This window comes from Paracrocinitomix mangrovi (assembly GCF_019740355.2).
Lineage (GTDB): Bacteria > Bacteroidota > Bacteroidia > Flavobacteriales_D > Crocinitomicaceae > Paracrocinitomix > Paracrocinitomix mangrovi.
Genome location: NZ_CP091819.1, coordinates 2,322,665 through 2,340,740, shown reverse-complemented (window position 1 = coordinate 2,340,740; position 18,076 = coordinate 2,322,665). Strand labels below are relative to the sequence as shown.

The following is an 18,076-nucleotide window of genomic DNA, read 5'->3' as shown; positions in this document are numbered from 1 at the left end:
CTAACGTTTGGGTAAAGCTAGCAATTTATTGCGTGCGAAGTGCGGAGGAGAAAAACCCCGGACTCTGGCTGTACGACTGAGTGATGGCCGCCCGGACTATGGACAAATAACGGGCGAAAAGCGCGTGGACGAGAGTCGGACGTGGGCTTTACCTATTATGTTATGAGTAGTTTTTCTATAGCAGAAAGTAGTCAAGTAGAACTACTGCAGAAATAACAAGTACTGACAAGCCATTTTTACGAATAACAGTAAAGCGCTCTCGGATTCTGGGTAAGAACAACAGAGATGAAAATATAATGAAGAACGCCACCAGTCCGACCGAAAGCAATTTTGAAAATTCTTTTATGTCTGGATCTGGATCAAACGCAAAAATGAACCATAAAAACCTTATGATTTCAATAATTCCGACTGCGAGAGCTATTGACCAACCAATGTTTTTACGAAATAGCATTAACACACCTCCAATAAACGCTAATATTCCTTGAATTAAAGTACTGTGAAATCTCACGGATAATTTGAGATAACTAAAGTCCCCTTCGCTATATTCCGTAGTGCCATAAATGAATAATGCTTCATTTTCCTTTACGGTCAGCATAATTGAGATGGTTAGTCCGATCAATGCCAAGCCCCAGAGAGATAGCAAAACAGAAAGAATGTGTGATAAAACTATTGATTCAGGTATGTAATCTGAATTACTCATAACGTTTGAGCAAAGATAGGCATTTATGCCGGCGCGAGGTGCGCGGGCCAAAACCCCGGATTATGGCTGTCCGACCGTGTAATGGCAAAAACCACTATATGGACACGTTTTGGGCGAAAAGTGAGATGGACAAGTGTCGGACGTGAGCTTTGCTTACTGTGTTATGAGTAGTTTTCCATACATTTATGTCATGCGTATACTAGTCCTAACAAGTTTGATTGTTTTATTTTCTTGTGAGTCAGAAGAGCAAGTCGATATTCCTGCTATAAATAAGGATTATTCATTGGAGTTAGAAAACTCAATTAGGACAACAAACGAGCGTATTTCCGAAAATATTAATTTTTCTTATTGGCAAGTTGATGTAGTTCGGGCCAGACAGACAGTTTATGGTAACGTTCCTAATTTTGAATCTGTCGATTCAAGTGTTTTTGAATTACGAGAGTTTTGTAGTAGGTTCAGGAAAAATATAGATTCAACCTTAACATATAATTCTTTTGAATTAAACTCTTTTATTGAATCTGTTGAAGAATTCAAGCAAGAAGTAAATTCTATTGTATTTCATTATCCCTTGGATTATCCAGAGGATTATTATTTACAAATAGATAAAATTTTAAATTCTGAAGACTTCAACCATTTTGGAAATCTTTCCGAAAATAAATTTCGAGTTGAAAAAGAAATGTTCAAGGGAAGAATTCTCGAAGTAGAACAAGTAGCTATTCAAAAACTCTTGACTGCTTTCCGTTATGAATCATGCAAGTAAAATTGTAATTACTCATAACGTTTGAGCAAAGCTAGCAATTTATTGCGTGCGAGTGTGTAGGCGAAAAACCCCGGACTTTGGCTGTCCGACCGTGATGGCACCCCAGGATATGGGCAAGTAATGGGAGAGAAGAGTGATGGACAAGTGTCGGACGTAAGCTTTGCTTACTATGTTATGCTTCGTTTTCTACAACATTGACATGAATAAAATGGAGATAACAGCACAAAAAATGAACCCATTTCTTAGGTTCTTGTACCCCAGAATCCAAGTTGTAATGGTCAGTGCAATTGCAATTAATAGCATTACGATCGAGAAGTTTTTTAGACGGTCAAATGCCCTCCCGAGATTATCAAAAGTCAGTCCAATTCCGTCATTTGTTGCACTATTAGTTTGAGTTCCATTTCCATGAAAGAATTGAAGGACCAATACCCCTATTATGCAGAAGATAGCTACTCCAATAAATGAAGTGACGTAGTCATTTTTAATAGATTTTATTGGTTCAGTCTTCATTTCCGACATTGTGTTTAACTTAATGAAGCATAACGTTTGGCTAAAGCTAGCAATTTATTGCGTGCGAAAGTGCGCAGGCCAAAACCCCGTACTTTGGTAGTCCACCGTGTTAGGCCAAACCAGGACTTTGTACACGCCATTGGGAGCAGGTGTGCTGGCCAAGGGTAGACGCTTTGCTTTAGCTATTGTGTTATGCTTCGTTTTTCTGCATTAAGTATTTTGATCTGAACCACTTGCCAAGATGCAATTGTTCTTCTGTTAATTCTAGTAAAGACTTTTCGACATTCTCCAAATTTCCATAAGAACCATTTTCAGCAAGAAAGTATGCATCAGACACTGACATTCCAAATAGGTCATATTCGGTTTTTGACATAATTTCATTGGCAAAATCAGCAATAGCATTGCATGCACGCGAGAGTTCGATTTGCTTTTCCCGATAAAATAGGCCTACAAGTCCGTATAAGATTTTCCATAACACTGGATTTTCCAAAGTTGACTCGTTTTCACGCAATAAGTGAACAGCTTCATTAACTCCGTAGTTGCCAGATATACTTAGTTCGAGCGCAAAGTCAGGGACATTTTCTGGATTTGAAGATATGATTTTGTCCGACCATTCAACTACAGATTTCTGTTCAATTATAGACTTCTCTAGTGCCATTCTGAAAATAGCCATTACTTCTAAGTCATTAATTTCTGGTTCGGAATGAAGCATAACGTTTGGCTAAAGCTAGTGATTTGTTGTTTGCGCAGCAAATACAAATTACGTGCGAAAGTGCGCAGGCCAAACCCCGGATACTGGGAGCGTCCGACCGAGATGGCTGCCCGGACTATGGACACGTACTGGGCGAAACGCGCGCGGCCAAAGTGTCGGGCGCTTAGCTTTAGCTACTGTGTTAGCTTACGTTTTTTACCCCTGCCGATTAATTATTAATCAATTTTAGACTAAAAATTCGGAAAAACTGTTGAAAAGTATGGGGTCAATGTGTATAAGTCCGCCTTTATTTCTGGGTACTTTAGCCGTAAATTTACGTCAATAAAAAAAGGGCGAAATTCCCGTTTCACCCTTTCGGTTTAAGAAGTCGACCGAGCAAATCGGACTACCTCCCAATGCATTTCAAAGGTAGAAAAATTTGCAAATCTGACTTCATTCAGGTTCGACCTCTGAAGAATAATTGGTCGATTAAATAAAGAAAGGAGGTTAAAATGCAGATCTATAGAAACTTAGGAGGGAACTCCAATGTTGCAGGTTTTGAAATTGGACATGATTATATTGTTGTTCAGTTTAAAGATCGATCGTCATACCTATATACCTATTCGAGTACAGGAGTTCATGAGATTGAACGAATGAAAATTCTTGCTCATCAAGGTAGAGGTTTGAACAGCTACATCAGCAGGATCATTCGAAAGAGGTACGCTAGAAAGTTAGCTTAGAAAACAAGGGGGTCGCGTTCGCGGCCCCAATTTTAAAAGTACAATTTGTCTCCAGGTTTTGCAGTTTTTATCAATTCGATTATTTCAAGACCATGTTCTTTATCTCGACAGGGAATAATAATCTTGTTGGGAGTCGATTTAACATTATTGATCACGGCTAGATTACCTGCCATCATTTTCTGAATTTTTAGAGTTCCAATTATTTTCGGTCGGATGAATTGCATGTCTAATCGTAATGGAAGCTAACGTTTGGGTAAAGTTAGGCATTTATGCCGTCTTGATGTGCGGTGGCCAAAACCCCGGACTCTGGTTTGTCCGACCGAGTGATGGAAGTCCGGATATGTTCACGTACTGGGAGGGAAAAGCGTGGCCAGAGTGTCGGGCATGAACTTTACCTACTGTGTTAGGCACTGTTTTTTTACTGAGTCAACTGTTGCCAGTCTGATTCACTTAAAATTTCAGTCAACTCAAGAGTTGATTTTGAGCCATCTGGAAGTGTACGATTATATTTTACAAATCCGTGCTCTTTAGTATAGTAGCTATATTGCCAATATTCAACTGTTTGGCCGTACTTGTGGTATTGGAATGAGTAGTCACCTCTAAATTTCGCAGCTTGAGTTTTTATACCCATGTATTCTATGTCTTCAAAACTAATCAGTTTCCTTTTCTTCGAAAAAGTGGTTTTTCCATTTTTGTCGGTATATTCAACCTGGTACTGATATTCATCTTTAGGTTGCCATAAAAACACGTCTTTATGAATTGGGGTTGTTCCAGTCTTTTGTCCTTCTGATATGGGATAATATTCCACTAGTTTAGATCCTTCTGAGTCATATTGCTCACTGAAATATTCAAATTGAACGAAATCAGCATTGAAGGCTTCAGTAATTAGGATTTGGTCGTCAGGTTTACTTGACATTTTCCAATACTGAGTGTAACTAGGGTTCGTTTTGTTTTCATATTTATAAAACTTAGGAACGGTAAAGTCTTCAAGTGAATAATAGTATTCTTTTACGGATTCATCACATGAAGATAAGAGTCCAAGAAGCGATACAATTGCAATTAAGTGAAGACCTTTCATAATAGTGCCTAACGTTTGGGTAAAGTTAGGCATTTATGCCGTCTTGAAGTGCGGTGGGAAAGAACCCCGGACTCTGGTTTGTCCGACCGAGTGATGGCAGCCCGGATATGTACAAGCATTGGGAGGGAAAAGCGTGGCCACAGTGTCGGACATGAACTTTACCTACTGTGTTAGCTACAGTTTTCTTTTTTATTAACAACTAACTGATAGCCAGTTGATTTTCCGTAAATTCGTATTACAACAAATCACAATCATGCAAAAAAAGATACCAATCGCGATTAGAAAAATTTTAGAAGAAGCATTAAGTAAACATGGTGACATTTTTACAATTGATATAGAAGAGGACAAGTCTGTGTTATTACAGGATTCAGATCCAAACTCCGATTTTTACTTTAAGTTGCTCAGTAAACCTGTTAGCAACAAACCATATTCAATGACTTTTAGGCCTTTCAATGATGAAAATTTCAACGCCACAACGGCTCATGGGTCATTGGACAATATTAAAGCCAATATTGAAATGTGGGCAAAACTTATCAGAAAGTACAATCAACCAAGTCCTATTTTTGACAACGAAAAAATCAAATTTTATTATGATGATTTGGAAGCGGATTTCGAAATTCTAGACGACCAAGATGACAGAATGTTAAATAGGAAAGAACTACGTCAGGTCGTAGCATTTCTGGATGAACTTGAGACAGCTACAGAGAACGAAGCCCCAGAACTTAAAAATGAGGTTTCGAAAGAAATAAAGGAAATTAAAGCGCAAATGTCTGAATGTAGTAAGAGCCAACTTTGGACGAAAATTAGGACATTGTTCGCAAAGGCATACTCAAAAAGATTTGAACTAGGAGAGAGGTTTTTGCTGGAATTCACTTCCTCATTTGCTGTGAAATTAATCACAGGATAGAAGTTTTGTTATACCCTAGCATTTGGATTAAAAGTATACGTATCCCCAGATTTTATCCAGACTTTCCAGGCATCTGTTAACCATAAAACTTTTTCAAGATTCGCTGGAATTTCTTTTTTAAGCAGGAATCCAGAATAAATCATACACCAGAGATGAATTTTTTCGTTTGTTGAAAATGTGCTGCCAAATATTCTGTAGTAACGAGACTTCAAATTTTCATCTTGCTCGTCTATTAGATATACAGTTTCAAAAATTAGGTGAATTGGGAATTGAGTAAATCCATCAGTTCCTTTTGATAATTCAAAAACTATTTTTTCAGCTTTTTCAAAATCTGAAGACTTAGATTCTAAGATTGTTTTTAGTACCGATCTGAATTCTTGAAAAGCGTCACTACCATATTTTCCTGCATATTCCCAATTCAACTTAGCTCTTTCGTTTAATTCCAACAGAGAATAAAAATTGCTTTGAAATATTTCGTGAGAACCTTTTTTCTTCAAGTCATTGAGTTCTTTTTTCTGCAATGAATAAGTCTTATACACTAGGATTACTGCTGCTAAAGACCAAATTGTTCCAACGAAACCACCTACAAAATCACCATATGAGCCAAACAATTCAATACTTATGTTTTCTTCAGTATTCGCTAAGTTCTGCGAAAACAATTGGTATGTATATAAGGCTATTGCCAGTAAACCTAGAATTATACAAATCCAAGCAAACAAAAGAAATACATCAAATTTCTTAATTGAATTATTCATGAGTCAATTGTAATTGTAGCTAACGTTTGGCTAAAGCTAGCAATTTATTGCGTGCGAAGTGTGTAGGCAAAAAATCCCGGACTCTGGCTGTCCGACCGAGATGGCCGCCCGGATTATGGACACGAAATGGGCGAAAGCATGCCGGCCAAGTGTCGGACGTATGCTTTAGCTATTATGTTAGCATTAGTTTTTATAAGTAATACTACAATGGGGCATTTTCTCTTGCAATACACTCACATAAGTAGAATCTAAATTGGTGCCTGAAACATTAAGTGAACCTAATGATTCCATATTTATAATATTATCCGGGATAGATTCAATTGGATTATTGGAGATGTCTAGATCATAAAGTTGAGTTAGATTTTCTATCCAACTTGGAATTTGAGAGATATTGTTGTTTGATAATCTTAGCTCCTCCAAGGCTGTTAGGTTTTTTAACCAATAAGGAAATTCTTTTAGATTTTGATATGCAATTCTTAAGATTTTTAGATCCGTTTTGTTACCTAGCCATTCTGGTAATTCGCCTATTTGCAAGCTGTCAATACAAAGGGTTTTTAAGCTTTTTGAAGAGCTGATCCATTCCGGTAACTTCGTTATTTTGGTGTAAGAAATTTCTAAAGAAACTAGGTCTATTTGTGCTAATTCATTGGGCAAATTATGAATTGGATTTCCTTCTAAATTCAGCAGTCGCAAATTTTCCAAATTACCTATTGATGAAGGAATGGTTTCAATTTGGTTCCAGGCTAAGTTCATAGTAGTTAATTGGGTCATATTGCTTATGGACTCAGGTATTTCTTTAATCAGGTTATTTTCAAGGAAAACTTTACTAATTGATTTCGAATTTGTGAACGTTTCTGGCAATTCTGTTATATTATTTCCTGATAATTGAAGCCAATATAGATTAGGCATTTTTCCAAGACAAAAAGGTAAAGAGTCTAAACCAGCCCATTCAACTGAAAGGATTTTTAAATTTTCAAGATTGCATAAATTGCATGGTAAAAAGCTCATTTGCTTCCCGCCGGTATGTAATTCTTCAAGTTTTACTAAGTAATGAATACTATCTGGGATGTCTAGTTCTTCCCGAGAATCAATCATAAGAGTTTTAACTTCGAATCTATGATCAAAAGCCTCTTGTATGGAACTAGCATTTTCTGCGAAGAATTTCTGATAGTCTTCTTCTTCAGTATTTTCTGATTGATCTGAACCACAAGCTAAAAGTGTAGATAATAGAATCAGAATTGATAGTCTTAATTTCATGTTTTGGGTAATTAATGCTAACGTTTGGGTAAAGCTAGCAATTTATTGCGACGTGAAGTGCGCTGGCCAAACCCGTACTCTGGCTGTCCGACCGTGTGAAGGCCAAACCACTATATGGGCACGTAATCGGTGCAAGTGAGTAGGCAAAAAAGGGTAGGACATGTGCTTTACCTATTGTGTTAGGAGCCGTTTTCTGCTCTTGCAAGACCACTAGATTGCAGATCCAGACTTGATTTCAAAGTTGCTAATACAGAAATAGTGAGGTGATTGGGTAAATTCTAAAAATATTTCTCCATTTTCAGATACAAATGCAAGACCTTCCACACTTGCTATTGTGAATTCTTCCCAATACTCTATTAAGTCAGAAGTTTTAATTTTTACTATTGGGTCATTATAGTCGAACCAAGTGTATAAGTGTTCAAAGTTTTTCAGTTCGCTATTTCTTAACCATTCCCGAATAACATTTTCTTCTCCTTCGTAATCATAGAAGAATTGGAATTTTTTAATTCCGTTCCAGTCCAGAATTGTTCGTTCTTGATCCCAGTTCTTGTTGTATTGGACTCCTTTCTTAGCAAAGAAATTTTCAAATCCACTATTCTTACCTTCGATTCCTGTTGATTCAAGAAAGGTTAAATGTTCATGCAGAAAATGTTTCGGATTGTTATACATTTCAAGTCCTATTGCAATGGCTTCCTAACGTTTGAGTAAAATTAGCAATTTATGGCGACATGAAGTGCGCCGGCCAAACCACGATCCTCTTTTGTCCGACGTGAGTTGGCCCCAGCATACTTTACACGTCACTGGGCGCTTTGCGGGCTGGCCAAGTGTCGGACATGAATTTTACTTATTATGTTAGGCACAGTTTTTTATTCATAATGATAGTAGTGGTGGACAACAGAACTGTCGTTTATGTCATAACTATGTGATTCTTTGAGAAGACCATATTCATTTATATAAACTTCTTCCATTAAATTAAGAGTTGATTTTCGATCAGATTCATAAACATATTTCCTTCTTACATAACAAAGAATGCTTCCGTCTTCATTGAGACAAGGTTTTACGTCATACTCATAATTAATTATTGTGGTATTCACTTGATAACGATTCAAATTTGAGCTCTTACGAATCTCAAATGTCAAATAATAAGTGCTGTCCAGATAACCAAAATATGATTCAGTTTTCACCTTGTTTATTGAATAAGGATAAACAACGATCTTTTGGATAAGACGACCCAATTCATCATAAATAAAAATAGTGCTGTCACTTGTTGGCGAATTCAAAACTGAATCTGGTGAATGTTGCTTTAAATCAATTGGAATCCATGAGTGAGTTGACTTTTGAGTCTTTATTTTTCCATTTTTATAATCATATAATGTACTCGTGACTGTAGAGTCATTATAATTTAAAGTGTTTGTATTTAAGAGTATCAAACTATCATTTTCCTTGGTATATACTTTATATACACTAAAATCATGCTTCTGCATGATATGATAATTTGCCGTTCCAAAATCAACAGTGTCTAATTTTTCAAGAAGTTCAGTTTGACAGTAGGACTGTAAACTCGAAAACATAAATACAATAAACCAGATTGATTTCATTTAACTACAATTGTGCCTAACGTTTGGGTAAAATTAGCAATTTATTGCGGCGCCAAGTGCGGTGGCCAAAATCCCGGACTCTGGGCGGTCCTACGTGTGATGGCTGCCCGGTTATGGACACGCCAATGGGAGCATTGCGCGTGGAAGAGGGAGGGGGTGAATTTTACCTATTGTGTTAGCATTAGTTTTCCTTCTTCATTTTGTATTCCTCCTTGCGAAGATCCCAGTAGTTTGCAAAGAACTCAACGACCTTTAGACATTGTTCTTCTGTGGCATTTTCGATAATAAATACTTCTCTGTCATCTCGAATTACATCTGTCCCAATGTAATCAGCAATTAATTTTTCAAATTCAAGTCCTTCAGGAAAATCTTCATCATCAAACAATTCGTTTCCATCTTCATCTTCAAAAGGAGGAACTTCCGTGATTAACCAGGCATTTCCGCTTTCACGTAAAGTTAATTCTGGTTGAGCACCTCCCCATTCGTCCATTGGGTATTCTTTAACGATAACAAATTCTGGGTCTTCCATAATTTCCTCTTTGTTCGGTTCATTATTTTTAGTTGATTCTGATTCTTCCGAATTATTAGAATTGCATGAGAAGAAAAGTAGTCCGACTATTATAAATGAATAAGTTTTGGTTTTCATAAATTTAATTAATGCTAACATCCGAATAAAGTAACTAGTTACTTTATTCCTTTTATAGTTATTGTGTAACTAAGATAAGGAATCCAATGGACTTTTTACTTTTTGAATATTACTGAAGGTTACCCTGGTGTAAATTTCGGTTGTTTTAGAACTGTTGTGTCCTAATAATGTTTGAATATATCTTAAATCGGTTCCATTTTCCAAAAGATGAGTTGCAAAACTATGTCTTAACATATGGGGCGTTACCTTTTTATGAATGCCGGCCTTTTTAGCTGCTTTTATAAGAATTTTTCCGATTGTAGCTGCACTGTAAGGTGAACCTGGATGTGTACCTTCAAATAAAAACACCTTAGGTTTATACTCCTTGTAATACGTTCTGAGTTCTTCTAATGTGTTTATACCGATAATCGTATATCGATCTTTTTGTCCTTTTCCTTGATTTATTTTAATCATTAGTCTTTCTGAATCAATATCGTTGATTTTCAGTTTTAATAATTCTTGTCTTCTTAAACCTGAACCGTATAACAAAGACAAAACACATTTGTGTTTTATGTTTGTTGTGGCCGCTATGATTCTTTGAACTTCTAATTCACTTAATACTTTGGGTAACTTATCCTCTTTAAAAGGCCGCTCAATAGAATAAAAACGATTAGGCATTTCTTCTACCACTTCGTAGTAGAATTTAACAGCATTTAAAATTTGATTCAGTTGCGAGGTGCTTACTCCTTTTCTTGCCATCATATTCAGGTATTCCTGGATGTCATTTTCATTAATTTCTATCAACTTGCGTTCACTGAAATGATTAATAAATTTTTCGAAGCATGAGATATAGGTTCTTGCAGTATTGACAGAGTACCTTTTGAATTCTAATTTGGATAAGTAGTTTTCAGGACATTTTCTGTATCCATGAGGAGTTTTTCTGTTTCTGTAGGTGTCCAGATTGATTCCTTCATTGTGCTTCTTTTGTTTTTTGCCTTCAAAAAAATGAGCACCATTAATCCAAGCTAACCCCCTGAAAGTTTCAAAGATGAGGCCAAAGTTTTGCTTGTTGTTAGGCATTGCATACATCTGAAAATCTTCATTCCATGTACAATCAGGAATAGTTTGAATTAATTTTTCTATTCTCTTATTTGGATGAAACTGCAAACCAATATATTTTCTTTCATTGATGAGCAAATGTTTAAGGGTGATATTTCCAAAACTGTTTGACATTTTTTACTCGCAAAATTCGAATGAAAAGTTTGAATGTGAATTGTATAACCGTATATTTATACGTATAAATACACGGATAAATGTCAAAAGTTTGCCTTAATGAATCTTGTTCAAACCCTGTAAATGGTAGAAAAGACCGCAAATTCTGTTCTGAATATTGTAAAACAGATTACCATTACCGTCAAAGAAAGAAATCAGGCAAAGAATTTTTTAAAAAACAGATAGATGACATTTTAAGAACCAACAGAAAAATTTTACACGATTATAACCAGGCGGGTAAAACAACAGTGCGAAAAGAGGAATTACTAAAAAAAGGTTTTAACCCAAGATTTATTACTCATTATTTTAAAACCCAGCAAGGTGATACCTATTTATTTTGCTACGATCAGGGCTTTAAAGAAGTGCGCGATAATAACAAAGACAAATTTTTATTGGTTTTGTGGCAAGAGTATATGAGTAAGCAAATGCTATAGCTTAAGGATTGAGCGGGTGCGTGGCAATGTGCGTTGGCTGTGGAGCCCTCCCGGCGACTAGCGAAAGCCTGACCCGTAATGAAATGAAGGGTAAGCCCCAATACATAAAAACAAAAAAGCACCTCAAATAAATGAAGTGCTTTGTGGAGATACCCGGGCTCGAACCGGGGACCTTTTGACTGCCAGTCAAACACTCTAGCCAACTGAGCTATACCCCCTGCGAGCTCAAATATAGTACTAAATTCAATTGATTAATACTGATTGTATAATATTCCAATGGCATTTTTTGCTTTTATCTCTGCCTTTTTGTTTTGGGCCATTTTATCAATGAGTTGCAAGCGCGCAGAAATAAACATTTTCTCTCTTGAATTCACCATGAACAATGAACTTTCACCAATGTCAAACAATGTTTTTTCACTTTGTAAAAGGGTGTTGTAATCATTGGTGGTTTTGCGCCACAGCTCTATTTGCTGATGACTGATGTTCCACTCATTTAAGGTCATGTCAATTTTATAACTGATCTGCTCTGTTTTAAAAGCATTTTCAGCCTCTAAATTCTCCAGTTCTAACTTGTATTGTCGAAGCTGTCCTCTTTCTTTTCTCAAGAAAATGGGAATATTCAAACTTGCTCCCCAATTGTAATTGTTGATGCTGTAAAAGTTGTTGAGGTTGCCACCACCGGGCGCAGACAAAAAGTTATACTTAAAATTCACTTCTGGCTTCAAATTCTCTTTGCCTAACTGTACATCAATTTTCTTTTGGTCAATTTTAAATTGATTGATGAGAATTTCAGGATGCACGGCAATAAGCGTGTCTAAATTCAAAACTAATCCGGGATCAGCAGCAGAAAAATTGGTGGTTTCAATGGTAGGCGGAACTACAGTTGAATCTAATTCCATGGGAATCATTCCGTCTTGCCACATGTAAATTTCCAACAGTGATTGGGCGTTTAAATAATCCAATTCAGCATTGAGGTAGTTGAAAATACGGTTTTGTAATTGTAGATTAGATTCCAAAGTATCTATCATTGGTTTATCACCGGCAATTGCGCTTTGCTTTACACCTTCAAACCGCTCAGATGCATTGAGAACAGCATTTTGATAGGTAAGCATTTTGTGATAGGCTTTGTACCAATCCCAATAAGCAAAAGCGGCTTCAGCAATTAAATCATTCAACATTTTGAATTGTAATTGCTCATTACTTTGCACATACACTTGTGCTTTTTTTAACTCTGCTCTTCTTTGATCAATGATTAAACCTCTACCCAATGAAAGGGAAATTCCACTGTACAATAGCCCTTCGTTAGGCACGGTTCTTTCAGGATTGAGGTAATATCCTTCATTGATATCATAACCTCCCTGAAAAGAGATGCCGTACCAGGTTGGCACTTTTAAATGTGCACCAATTACACTGTAGTACTGACTGTCATTAAAGTACTTTTGAGCTGCTTCACCTCCCAGTTTTGGATCAAAGTTTCCTTTGGCTTTCATTAAATAAGCAGCTGCTAGTTTTGTTTGGTTATTAGCACGAACTGCTAATGGGTGATGAGCTATTACATGGTCAATGTACTGCTCAAAACTCATACTTGTGATGCTGTCCTGTGCTTTTGCCTGGAGCTGAAACAGCAAGAATAAAAAGATTAGTTTTTTCATTTTGCTTTTGTTTCTTTATCAGGATCCACTTTTGCTTTGTAATAGTTGGGTGGGAATCCGTTAATTTTTCGCCAGAGTTCATACCAAATAGGTACGTCTCCTAATAATATCATGGCATTAGCTCCTCCTCCATATTTTAAAGCTTCCGGCCATGGGTGATCATTAGGGTCTTGTTTGATAAGTACCCTAAATTTTCCGTTGTCACTGATGAACTTGTCAATGGCATAAATGGTTCCGCCGTATGTTCCGTAGCTGGCGTTTGGCCATCCGCTAAAAATAACTGCCGGCCAACCGTCAAATTGGATTCTCACATTTTCACCCACCGTTACCAAAGGTAAGTCAATGGGGTCAATGTAAATTTCAGCAGCTAATTCATGATTGGTAGGCATGATGGTTACAACCGGGCCACCTTCTTTTACTGTTTCTCCAACTCCCTGAACTACCAAACGGGTGATATAGCAATCTTGTGGAGCGGTGATGTAGTAAAAGCTATTTCTTCTTTGATAATTGCTGTACTGATTTTGCAATTTTGTTACCTGTCCTTCAGAATCAAATTTGGCAGAAAAGGCAGAAAACTTGTCAGACTCTGCTTTGGCCAAATTGTTTTGATACTTCATTTGGATGTTGGATAACTCAATTTCAGCCGCAATTAAGTCAGATTGCGAAGCCAGGTATTTGTTTTCAGCTGCAATTAATGAAGAGTAAGATTCTTGCATTTTAACTCTTCTGTTTTCCAGGTCAGTTTTGGATTTTAAGCCCTGATCATGCAATTCTTCAAAACGCTTGTATTGCTTTTCAGCAGTTTCATAATTCACTTGAGCAGCTTGAAAATTGATACTGTCATTTGACACCTTTAAGTGTGCCTGTGAGATTTTGATTCGTCCTTGCTTCAACTCTAATTGTCTTTGTTTTTGCAAGCTGTTGATTTGGTCATCCAGGGCATCAATTTTACTGTCATACGAATTGACCATTTGCTGTTTTAGCTCAGTTTGGTTTTGTGTTCTGTCCAGTAATTGAGGATCAAAATAATCGTCCTTTACCTCTGAAATAAAGGCAATGGTATCTCCGGCCTTTACTTCGTCACCTTCTTGTACATACCACTTTTCAATTCTTCCGGCAATTACCGAATGAATGGTTTGTGGACGTTGATCAGGTTTAAGTGTAGTAACTGATCCGTATGATCTGATATTCTGTGTCCAGGGCACAAACATGATGATTAATCCAATCAAAAATGTTCCTCCAATAAGGCGCAGTAAAACCCTACTTGATCTTCTTCCTTCAACTTCAGTTAGGGTTTTAAATCCCTTTTTTCTGATGTTATGCCCAATGCTTTGTTCTGATATATTTAACATCTTAAATCAATTTATTTTTCATTTCACTGAAACTTCCTTCTTCCTTTATTTCACCTGATGAGAGGTAAATAATACGGTCCATTTTAGAGGCCATGTATTCATCAGATGAAACAGCAATCAGTGTCCAAGGTTGATCTTCTTTTACCAAAAAGTCAATGATTCTATTTTTTTCTTCTTTTCTGATAGATTGAAATGCATCTTTGATCAGTAAAAGTTTAGGTCTGTCAGCTATGCTTCTTGCCAATAAAAGTTTGTCTACAATTCCTTTGGAGAATTTTCTTCCCTCAGGATCTATTACTGTATCAACTCCTTGAGGTAAAGACTTTACAAAATCTCTTAAACCTAAATTGTCAATGGCCCAGTTTACAGATTCCATTGTGGCGTTTGGACGACCGATAGCAATGTTTTCTAATACAGTTCCCTCAAACAACTGCTCTTCCATCAAGCAATCTCCGATTACTGATCTTAGATCTTGCAGTTTTAAATTCCCTTGAGGAAATTCGTTGTATGAAATGAATCCCTTTATTGGTTGATAAACCCCTGCAATTAAGTGTAGCAAAGTGGATTTGCCTGAATTGTTTTCGCCTACAATTAGTACTTTTTCATTGCATTTAACCTCCAGGTTTAAGTCGTTTATAATGTTCTTTTCACTATCAGGATATCTAAAAGTGATGTTGTTGGCTTCTACTTTTAAACCTTTGTTATCACAGAAGTCTGAAATGTATGTTCCGTCTGCTTTTTCAAGTTCTAAATCAGTTACTTGAGCAATTTTCTCTAATGAGGTAAGTACATCATAGATGTTTTCTAAGCTCAAAATCAATTTCTCAACTGAGTTTAATACCATGATGATGATAATTTCAGCTGCAACAAATTGCCCAATATTCATTTGTTGTTGCATTACCAAAACACCTCCAATGGCTAATAATCCTGTGGCAACAACTACTTTGAATCCAATTAATAGTAGAAATTGATGGATTAAAACTTTAAAGTGCTTTTCACGGTATTGTACATATTCACTTACTTCAACATCCGTTTTTTCTAAAGGTAAATCTGTTTTACCGGCCAGTTTAAAGGTGATGTTGTTGCGAGCTAATTCTTCAAGCCAGTGTGCTACTTTGTACTTTCTTTTTGATTCCTCTAAACTGGTTTCTAAACCTCTTCTGAAAGTGAATTTGAAAATGATGTAAATCAAAATGATCAAAATCAAACTGAAGATGATAAAGAATGGATGATATAACGAAAGCAATATCAAGGCCACTGCTATTTGAATACTGGCGGTAGTAAAATCAATTAGAATTTTAGCCAATCCTTTTTGTACCGAAATGATATCAAAGAATCGGTTCATCAATTCCGGAGCGTAGTATTTGTATAGTGCTTCAAGTTTTATACGCGGAATTCGGTAGGCAAATTCAAAGGCAGCCCTTGTAAAGATCTTTTGTTGCAGGTTTTCTACAATCCGCATTTGGCTGATGGTTAAAACTCCGTTAAAGGCGATACCTGCTAACACAAATATTACCAGCACAATCCAGGAAGTACTTACTTGCCCTCCTTGTATAAGGTTGATAATGGCTTGAATACCAATGGGGAGTGATAGGTAAACCAAACCATTGAAAATGGCATAGAAATAAACATTTCTAATTTCTTTTTTGTCTGGTTTTAGTAGTAACCAAAATCTTTTGATTGGTCTTTTTACGTCAATTGTTGCGTCCATTTTAAGCTTTTAATAATTGTTCAGCCATGCAGTTGTAAAAACAACTCACGGCATCTTCTCCTTTAATAACATCCGTCAATCTTGGTAGATGTTCTGCAAAATATCTTTGATGGTGTGCTCCTTCAATTATGGTTGAAACCAGCATGTGTGGGTATTTGTAATCAGGATTAATTTCCAAAACAATGTCACATACCCTTTGCACCAGGTTTTTATAAGGTTGAAAATAGCCTACCACATTTTCTTTGTCTACACTTTTGTTGAGGTAGATTTTTGACGATTCGGCAATGACTATTTGGTTGAGTTTTATTTCATTGATATGCGAGAAATCTGAATCTTCTTCTACTTGTTGAGTGAGCATATCAATGGCAATTTTTAATCTTTCTTTTGGATCGTCAATGTTATTTGTTCCAAAAGCAATACGATATTCTAACCATCCCCAATACCAGTGAGTGACATAAACCAATAAATGGTGTTTGCTGGTAAAGTATCTGTAAACAGATGCTTCTGTTGATTGGATTTGTTGTGCCAGTTTTTTGAAAGTGAACTGTTCAAATCCTAATTCGGCAATCATGATGATGCTGTGTTCAATTATTTTTTTCCCTAAAGTGGTTGATTCAGGGTTTTTAAGAAACACTTTATCACTGATGTTGATGGTAATATTTGGCAACCAATTTTCCATATATTAATATTTCTACATGCAAAAATAATAGTAATACTATCATATAAACAAGCAAAACTATAAATTGTTTTAGTGAATTAACAATTTTTAAAAATTATAGTAGGATAGTGTAAGTATTAAAAGATGCTGAAATACTCGAATCCGGCATAAAAACCGTCCTCTCTTTTTTCAATTGGATATATGTCTAAATACAATCCGGCTCCACGACCATTTTTAAGATCAAAACCGTAATGATGCCATGGGCAAACAATTTTTCCGTCCTCACATTTGGCATTTTCCAATGTGATTCCTTGATGTGGGCAACGATTTTTCACCAGGTGAATTTCGCCTTGATGTTTAACCAATAAAACAGCAGTTGAGTTTATTTTAAGTGCTTTACAGTTTTTGCCCATAAATAGGGATTCTAGATGTGCCTGGTCATCTGCAAATTTTACCCATCTCAACTTCATTGAAAACATAGCATTAAAATTATGCTTACCACATTCAAATTGCAAATTGTTGTAACCAAATTTTTGACTTCGTTATATGGATGTGAGGAGAGGGGTTAGAGTTCGGCGCTGGGGTCCTTGCCTTATAGGACGGGGACTTCAGGCCAAATTCGCATTAAAAAGTTACTTTTTATTCGTTGCTACATTTAAGAGTAAACAAAACATCTCAACAATGAAAAAGTTAGTAGTAATAATCGCCCTTTTAATAGCTCAAATTTCAATTGCACAAAATGCACCACTGGAAATTAAAGTAACAGATTTTGAATTTCATCCACTGCAGGGAGAACAGGTTTTATTTGTTGACCAAAGCAGTAAAAAGGAATTTAAAGGTGTAAGTAGTGAAACCGGAGATATTTTTATCAGTCTTCCGGCAGGTAAGTACGACATTAAAATTAAAAGTGTAGGTGACGCAGAAGATTTCTCAACTTTTGAGGTGCCACCTTTACCGGCTGGTCAAAATTATCGCAAAGCCAGCATGCAAATTCAAATTGCAGAAACTAAAATGTTTACCCTGGACAATGTTCATTTTGATACAGGTAAATGGAGTATTAAGTCAAATTCATATAAAGAGCTAGATGAGCTGGCTGAGTTTTTAAGTCTCAAAAAAGACAAGAAAATTGAAATTGGTGGTCATACTGATAGTGATGGAGATGAGTTGGCAAATCAGTCATTGTCTCAAAAAAGAGCGGAGGCAGTTAAAAAGTATCTTGTAAGCAAAGGAATTTCTGCCAGCAGAATTGTGGCCAAAGGGTATGGAGAATCAAATCCAATAGCCGATAACAATACTGATAAAGGAAAAGCACTTAACAGAAGAACCGAAGTAAAAATCTTATAATCCGATAGTTTTAGAAGGTAGAAGCATGACAA

The 18,076-nt window shown here is 36.3% G+C and carries 20 protein-coding genes and 1 tRNA gene; 5 read left to right on the top strand and 16 right to left on the bottom strand.

All coding sequences use genetic code 11. From position 1 onward, the window contains the following. Nucleotides 1-175 precede the first annotated feature (175 nt). The gene (locus tag K6119_RS10670) at nt 176-700 is read right to left on the bottom strand and encodes a hypothetical protein (RefSeq protein WP_221839143.1); all 525 of its coding nucleotides are present in this window, start codon (nt 698-700) and stop codon (nt 176-178) included. A gap of 190 nt (nt 701-890) precedes the next feature. Here K6119_RS10670 and K6119_RS10665 point away from each other — a divergent pair, with 190 nt between their 5' ends. Beyond that, nucleotides 891-1,460, top strand: coding sequence for a hypothetical protein (locus K6119_RS10665; RefSeq protein ID WP_221839141.1), 570 nt, complete (start codon nt 891-893; stop codon nt 1,458-1,460). Between the two features lie 186 nt (nt 1,461-1,646). On the opposite strand, the gene K6119_RS10660 is transcribed toward K6119_RS10665, so the two are convergent. Together K6119_RS10660 and K6119_RS10655 are read right to left on the bottom strand one after the other, a co-directional pair. Beyond that, a complete protein-coding gene (locus K6119_RS10660; RefSeq protein ID WP_221839140.1) occupies nt 1,647-1,970 on the bottom strand; it encodes a hypothetical protein in 324 nt (107 codons plus the stop codon). A 190-nt stretch (nt 1,971-2,160) separates the two neighbouring features. Next, complete coding sequence (locus K6119_RS10655; protein WP_237827994.1) at nt 2,161-2,682, bottom strand: hypothetical protein; 522 nt, start codon at nt 2,680-2,682, stop codon at nt 2,161-2,163. Nucleotides 2,683-3,173: 491 nt separating this feature from the next. Between K6119_RS10655 and K6119_RS10650 the strand changes: the two genes are divergently transcribed. Further along, nucleotides 3,174-3,401 (top strand): hypothetical protein, encoded by a 228-nt coding sequence (locus tag K6119_RS10650; RefSeq protein ID WP_221839112.1) that lies wholly within the window; start codon nt 3,174-3,176, stop codon nt 3,399-3,401. Between the two features lie 418 nt (nt 3,402-3,819). Here the strand turns inward: K6119_RS10650 and K6119_RS10645 are convergent, their stop codons facing one another. Continuing rightward, a complete protein-coding gene (locus tag K6119_RS10645; RefSeq protein ID WP_237827993.1) occupies nt 3,820-4,479 on the bottom strand; it encodes a hypothetical protein in 660 nt (219 codons plus the stop codon). Between the two features lie 253 nt (nt 4,480-4,732). On the opposite strand from K6119_RS10645, the gene K6119_RS10640 reads away from it, so the two are divergent. After that, nucleotides 4,733-5,386 carry a hypothetical protein gene (locus tag K6119_RS10640; RefSeq protein WP_221839114.1) on the top strand — a complete coding sequence of 218 codons (654 nt, stop codon included), beginning with the start codon at nt 4,733-4,735 and terminating at the stop codon, nt 5,384-5,386. 8 nt (nt 5,387-5,394) lie between these two features. Here K6119_RS10640 and K6119_RS10635 read toward each other — a convergent pair whose 3' ends face one another. From K6119_RS10635 to xerA, 6 genes are all read right to left on the bottom strand, one after another. After that, nucleotides 5,395-6,141, bottom strand: coding sequence for a hypothetical protein (locus tag K6119_RS10635; RefSeq protein ID WP_221839115.1), 747 nt, complete (start codon nt 6,139-6,141; stop codon nt 5,395-5,397). Between the two features lie 183 nt (nt 6,142-6,324). Next, entirely contained in the window at nt 6,325-7,398 is a 1,074-nt protein-coding gene (locus K6119_RS10630) for a leucine-rich repeat domain-containing protein (protein WP_221839116.1), read from the bottom strand. A gap of 210 nt (nt 7,399-7,608) precedes the next feature. Beyond that, complete coding sequence (locus tag K6119_RS10625; protein ID WP_221839118.1) at nt 7,609-8,067, bottom strand: hypothetical protein; 459 nt, start codon at nt 8,065-8,067, stop codon at nt 7,609-7,611. Nucleotides 8,068-8,264: 197 nt separating this feature from the next. Next, nucleotides 8,265-8,996 carry a hypothetical protein gene (locus K6119_RS10620; protein WP_237827992.1) on the bottom strand — a complete coding sequence of 244 codons (732 nt, stop codon included), beginning with the start codon at nt 8,994-8,996 and terminating at the stop codon, nt 8,265-8,267. Nucleotides 8,997-9,177: 181 nt separating this feature from the next. Beyond that, the gene (locus K6119_RS10615) at nt 9,178-9,642 is read right to left on the bottom strand and encodes a hypothetical protein (RefSeq protein ID WP_221838865.1); all 465 of its coding nucleotides are present in this window, start codon (nt 9,640-9,642) and stop codon (nt 9,178-9,180) included. A gap of 69 nt (nt 9,643-9,711) precedes the next feature. Beyond that, entirely contained in the window at nt 9,712-10,854 is a 1,143-nt protein-coding gene (gene xerA, locus K6119_RS10610) for a site-specific tyrosine recombinase/integron integrase (RefSeq protein ID WP_221838863.1), read from the bottom strand. An 80-nt stretch (nt 10,855-10,934) separates the two neighbouring features. Between xerA and K6119_RS10605 the strand changes: the two genes are divergently transcribed. Next, nucleotides 10,935-11,327, top strand: coding sequence for a hypothetical protein (locus K6119_RS10605; protein WP_221838861.1), 393 nt, complete (start codon nt 10,935-10,937; stop codon nt 11,325-11,327). Between the two features lie 144 nt (nt 11,328-11,471). On the opposite strand, the gene K6119_RS10600 is transcribed toward K6119_RS10605, so the two are convergent. The 6 genes from K6119_RS10600 to K6119_RS10575 all read right to left on the bottom strand — a co-directional run bounded on the left by K6119_RS10600 (nt 11,472) and on the right by K6119_RS10575 (nt 17,170). After that, nucleotides 11,472-11,545 (bottom strand) — tRNA-Ala (locus K6119_RS10600). Between the two features lie 33 nt (nt 11,546-11,578). After that, complete coding sequence (locus K6119_RS10595) at nt 11,579-12,979, bottom strand: TolC family protein (RefSeq protein WP_221838859.1); 1,401 nt, start codon at nt 12,977-12,979, stop codon at nt 11,579-11,581. Further along, nucleotides 12,976-14,331, bottom strand: a complete 1,356-nt coding sequence (locus tag K6119_RS10590) for an HlyD family secretion protein (RefSeq protein WP_221838857.1) — start codon at nt 14,329-14,331, stop codon at nt 12,976-12,978. Before K6119_RS10590 ends, K6119_RS10595 begins: the two co-directional genes overlap by 4 nt. 1 nt (nt 14,332) lies before the next feature. Then, nucleotides 14,333-16,042 carry a peptidase domain-containing ABC transporter gene (locus K6119_RS10585; protein ID WP_221838855.1) on the bottom strand — a complete coding sequence of 570 codons (1,710 nt, stop codon included), beginning with the start codon at nt 16,040-16,042 and terminating at the stop codon, nt 14,333-14,335. Nucleotide 16,043: 1 nt separating this feature from the next. Next, nucleotides 16,044-16,721: a TetR/AcrR family transcriptional regulator gene (locus K6119_RS10580; RefSeq protein ID WP_221838853.1), complete on the bottom strand. Its 678-nt coding sequence runs from the start codon at nt 16,719-16,721 to the stop codon at nt 16,044-16,046. 116 nt (nt 16,722-16,837) lie between these two features. Then, a complete protein-coding gene (locus K6119_RS10575) occupies nt 16,838-17,170 on the bottom strand; it encodes a Rieske (2Fe-2S) protein (RefSeq protein ID WP_221838851.1) in 333 nt (110 codons plus the stop codon). Nucleotides 17,171-17,381: 211 nt separating this feature from the next. Here K6119_RS10575 and K6119_RS10570 point away from each other — a divergent pair, with 211 nt between their 5' ends. After that, entirely contained in the window at nt 17,382-18,044 is a 663-nt protein-coding gene (locus K6119_RS10570; protein ID WP_221838850.1) for an OmpA family protein, read from the top strand. Nucleotides 18,045-18,076 lie beyond the last annotated feature (32 nt).

Bases quoted from the DNA above. Each gene is read 5' to 3' on its own strand.
- K6119_RS10660 (WP_221839140.1), bottom strand. From the start codon at position 1,970: ATGAAGACTGAACCAATAAAATCTATTAAAAATGACTACGTCACTTCA.
- K6119_RS10595 (WP_221838859.1), bottom strand. From the start codon at position 12,979: ATGAAAAAACTAATCTTTTTATTCTTGCTGTTTCAGCTCCAGGCAAAA.
- K6119_RS10570 (WP_221838850.1), top strand. From the start codon at position 17,382: ATGAAAAAGTTAGTAGTAATAATCGCCCTTTTAATAGCTCAAATTTCA.
- K6119_RS10650 (WP_221839112.1), top strand. From the start codon at position 3,174: ATGCAGATCTATAGAAACTTAGGAGGGAACTCCAATGTTGCAGGTTTT.
- K6119_RS10655 (WP_237827994.1), bottom strand. From the start codon at position 2,682: ATGCTTCATTCCGAACCAGAAATTAATGACTTAGAAGTAATGGCTATT.
- K6119_RS10645 (WP_237827993.1), bottom strand. From the start codon at position 4,479: ATGAAAGGTCTTCACTTAATTGCAATTGTATCGCTTCTTGGACTCTTA.
- K6119_RS10630 (WP_221839116.1), bottom strand. From the start codon at position 7,398: ATGAAATTAAGACTATCAATTCTGATTCTATTATCTACACTTTTAGCT.
- K6119_RS10635 (WP_221839115.1), bottom strand. From the start codon at position 6,141: ATGAATAATTCAATTAAGAAATTTGATGTATTTCTTTTGTTTGCTTGG.
- K6119_RS10580 (WP_221838853.1), bottom strand. From the start codon at position 16,721: ATGGAAAATTGGTTGCCAAATATTACCATCAACATCAGTGATAAAGTG.
- K6119_RS10670 (WP_221839143.1), bottom strand. From the start codon at position 700: ATGAGTAATTCAGATTACATACCTGAATCAATAGTTTTATCACACATT.
- K6119_RS10615 (WP_221838865.1), bottom strand. From the start codon at position 9,642: ATGAAAACCAAAACTTATTCATTTATAATAGTCGGACTACTTTTCTTC.
- K6119_RS10640 (WP_221839114.1), top strand. From the start codon at position 4,733: ATGCAAAAAAAGATACCAATCGCGATTAGAAAAATTTTAGAAGAAGCA.
- K6119_RS10585 (WP_221838855.1), bottom strand. From the start codon at position 16,042: ATGGACGCAACAATTGACGTAAAAAGACCAATCAAAAGATTTTGGTTA.
- K6119_RS10625 (WP_221839118.1), bottom strand. From the start codon at position 8,067: ATGTATAACAATCCGAAACATTTTCTGCATGAACATTTAACCTTTCTT.
- xerA (WP_221838863.1), bottom strand. From the start codon at position 10,854: ATGTCAAACAGTTTTGGAAATATCACCCTTAAACATTTGCTCATCAAT.
- K6119_RS10575 (WP_221838851.1), bottom strand. From the start codon at position 17,170: ATGAAGTTGAGATGGGTAAAATTTGCAGATGACCAGGCACATCTAGAA.
- K6119_RS10605 (WP_221838861.1), top strand. From the start codon at position 10,935: ATGTCAAAAGTTTGCCTTAATGAATCTTGTTCAAACCCTGTAAATGGT.
- K6119_RS10665 (WP_221839141.1), top strand. From the start codon at position 891: ATGCGTATACTAGTCCTAACAAGTTTGATTGTTTTATTTTCTTGTGAG.
- K6119_RS10590 (WP_221838857.1), bottom strand. From the start codon at position 14,331: ATGTTAAATATATCAGAACAAAGCATTGGGCATAACATCAGAAAAAAG.
- K6119_RS10620 (WP_237827992.1), bottom strand. From the start codon at position 8,996: ATGAAATCAATCTGGTTTATTGTATTTATGTTTTCGAGTTTACAGTCC.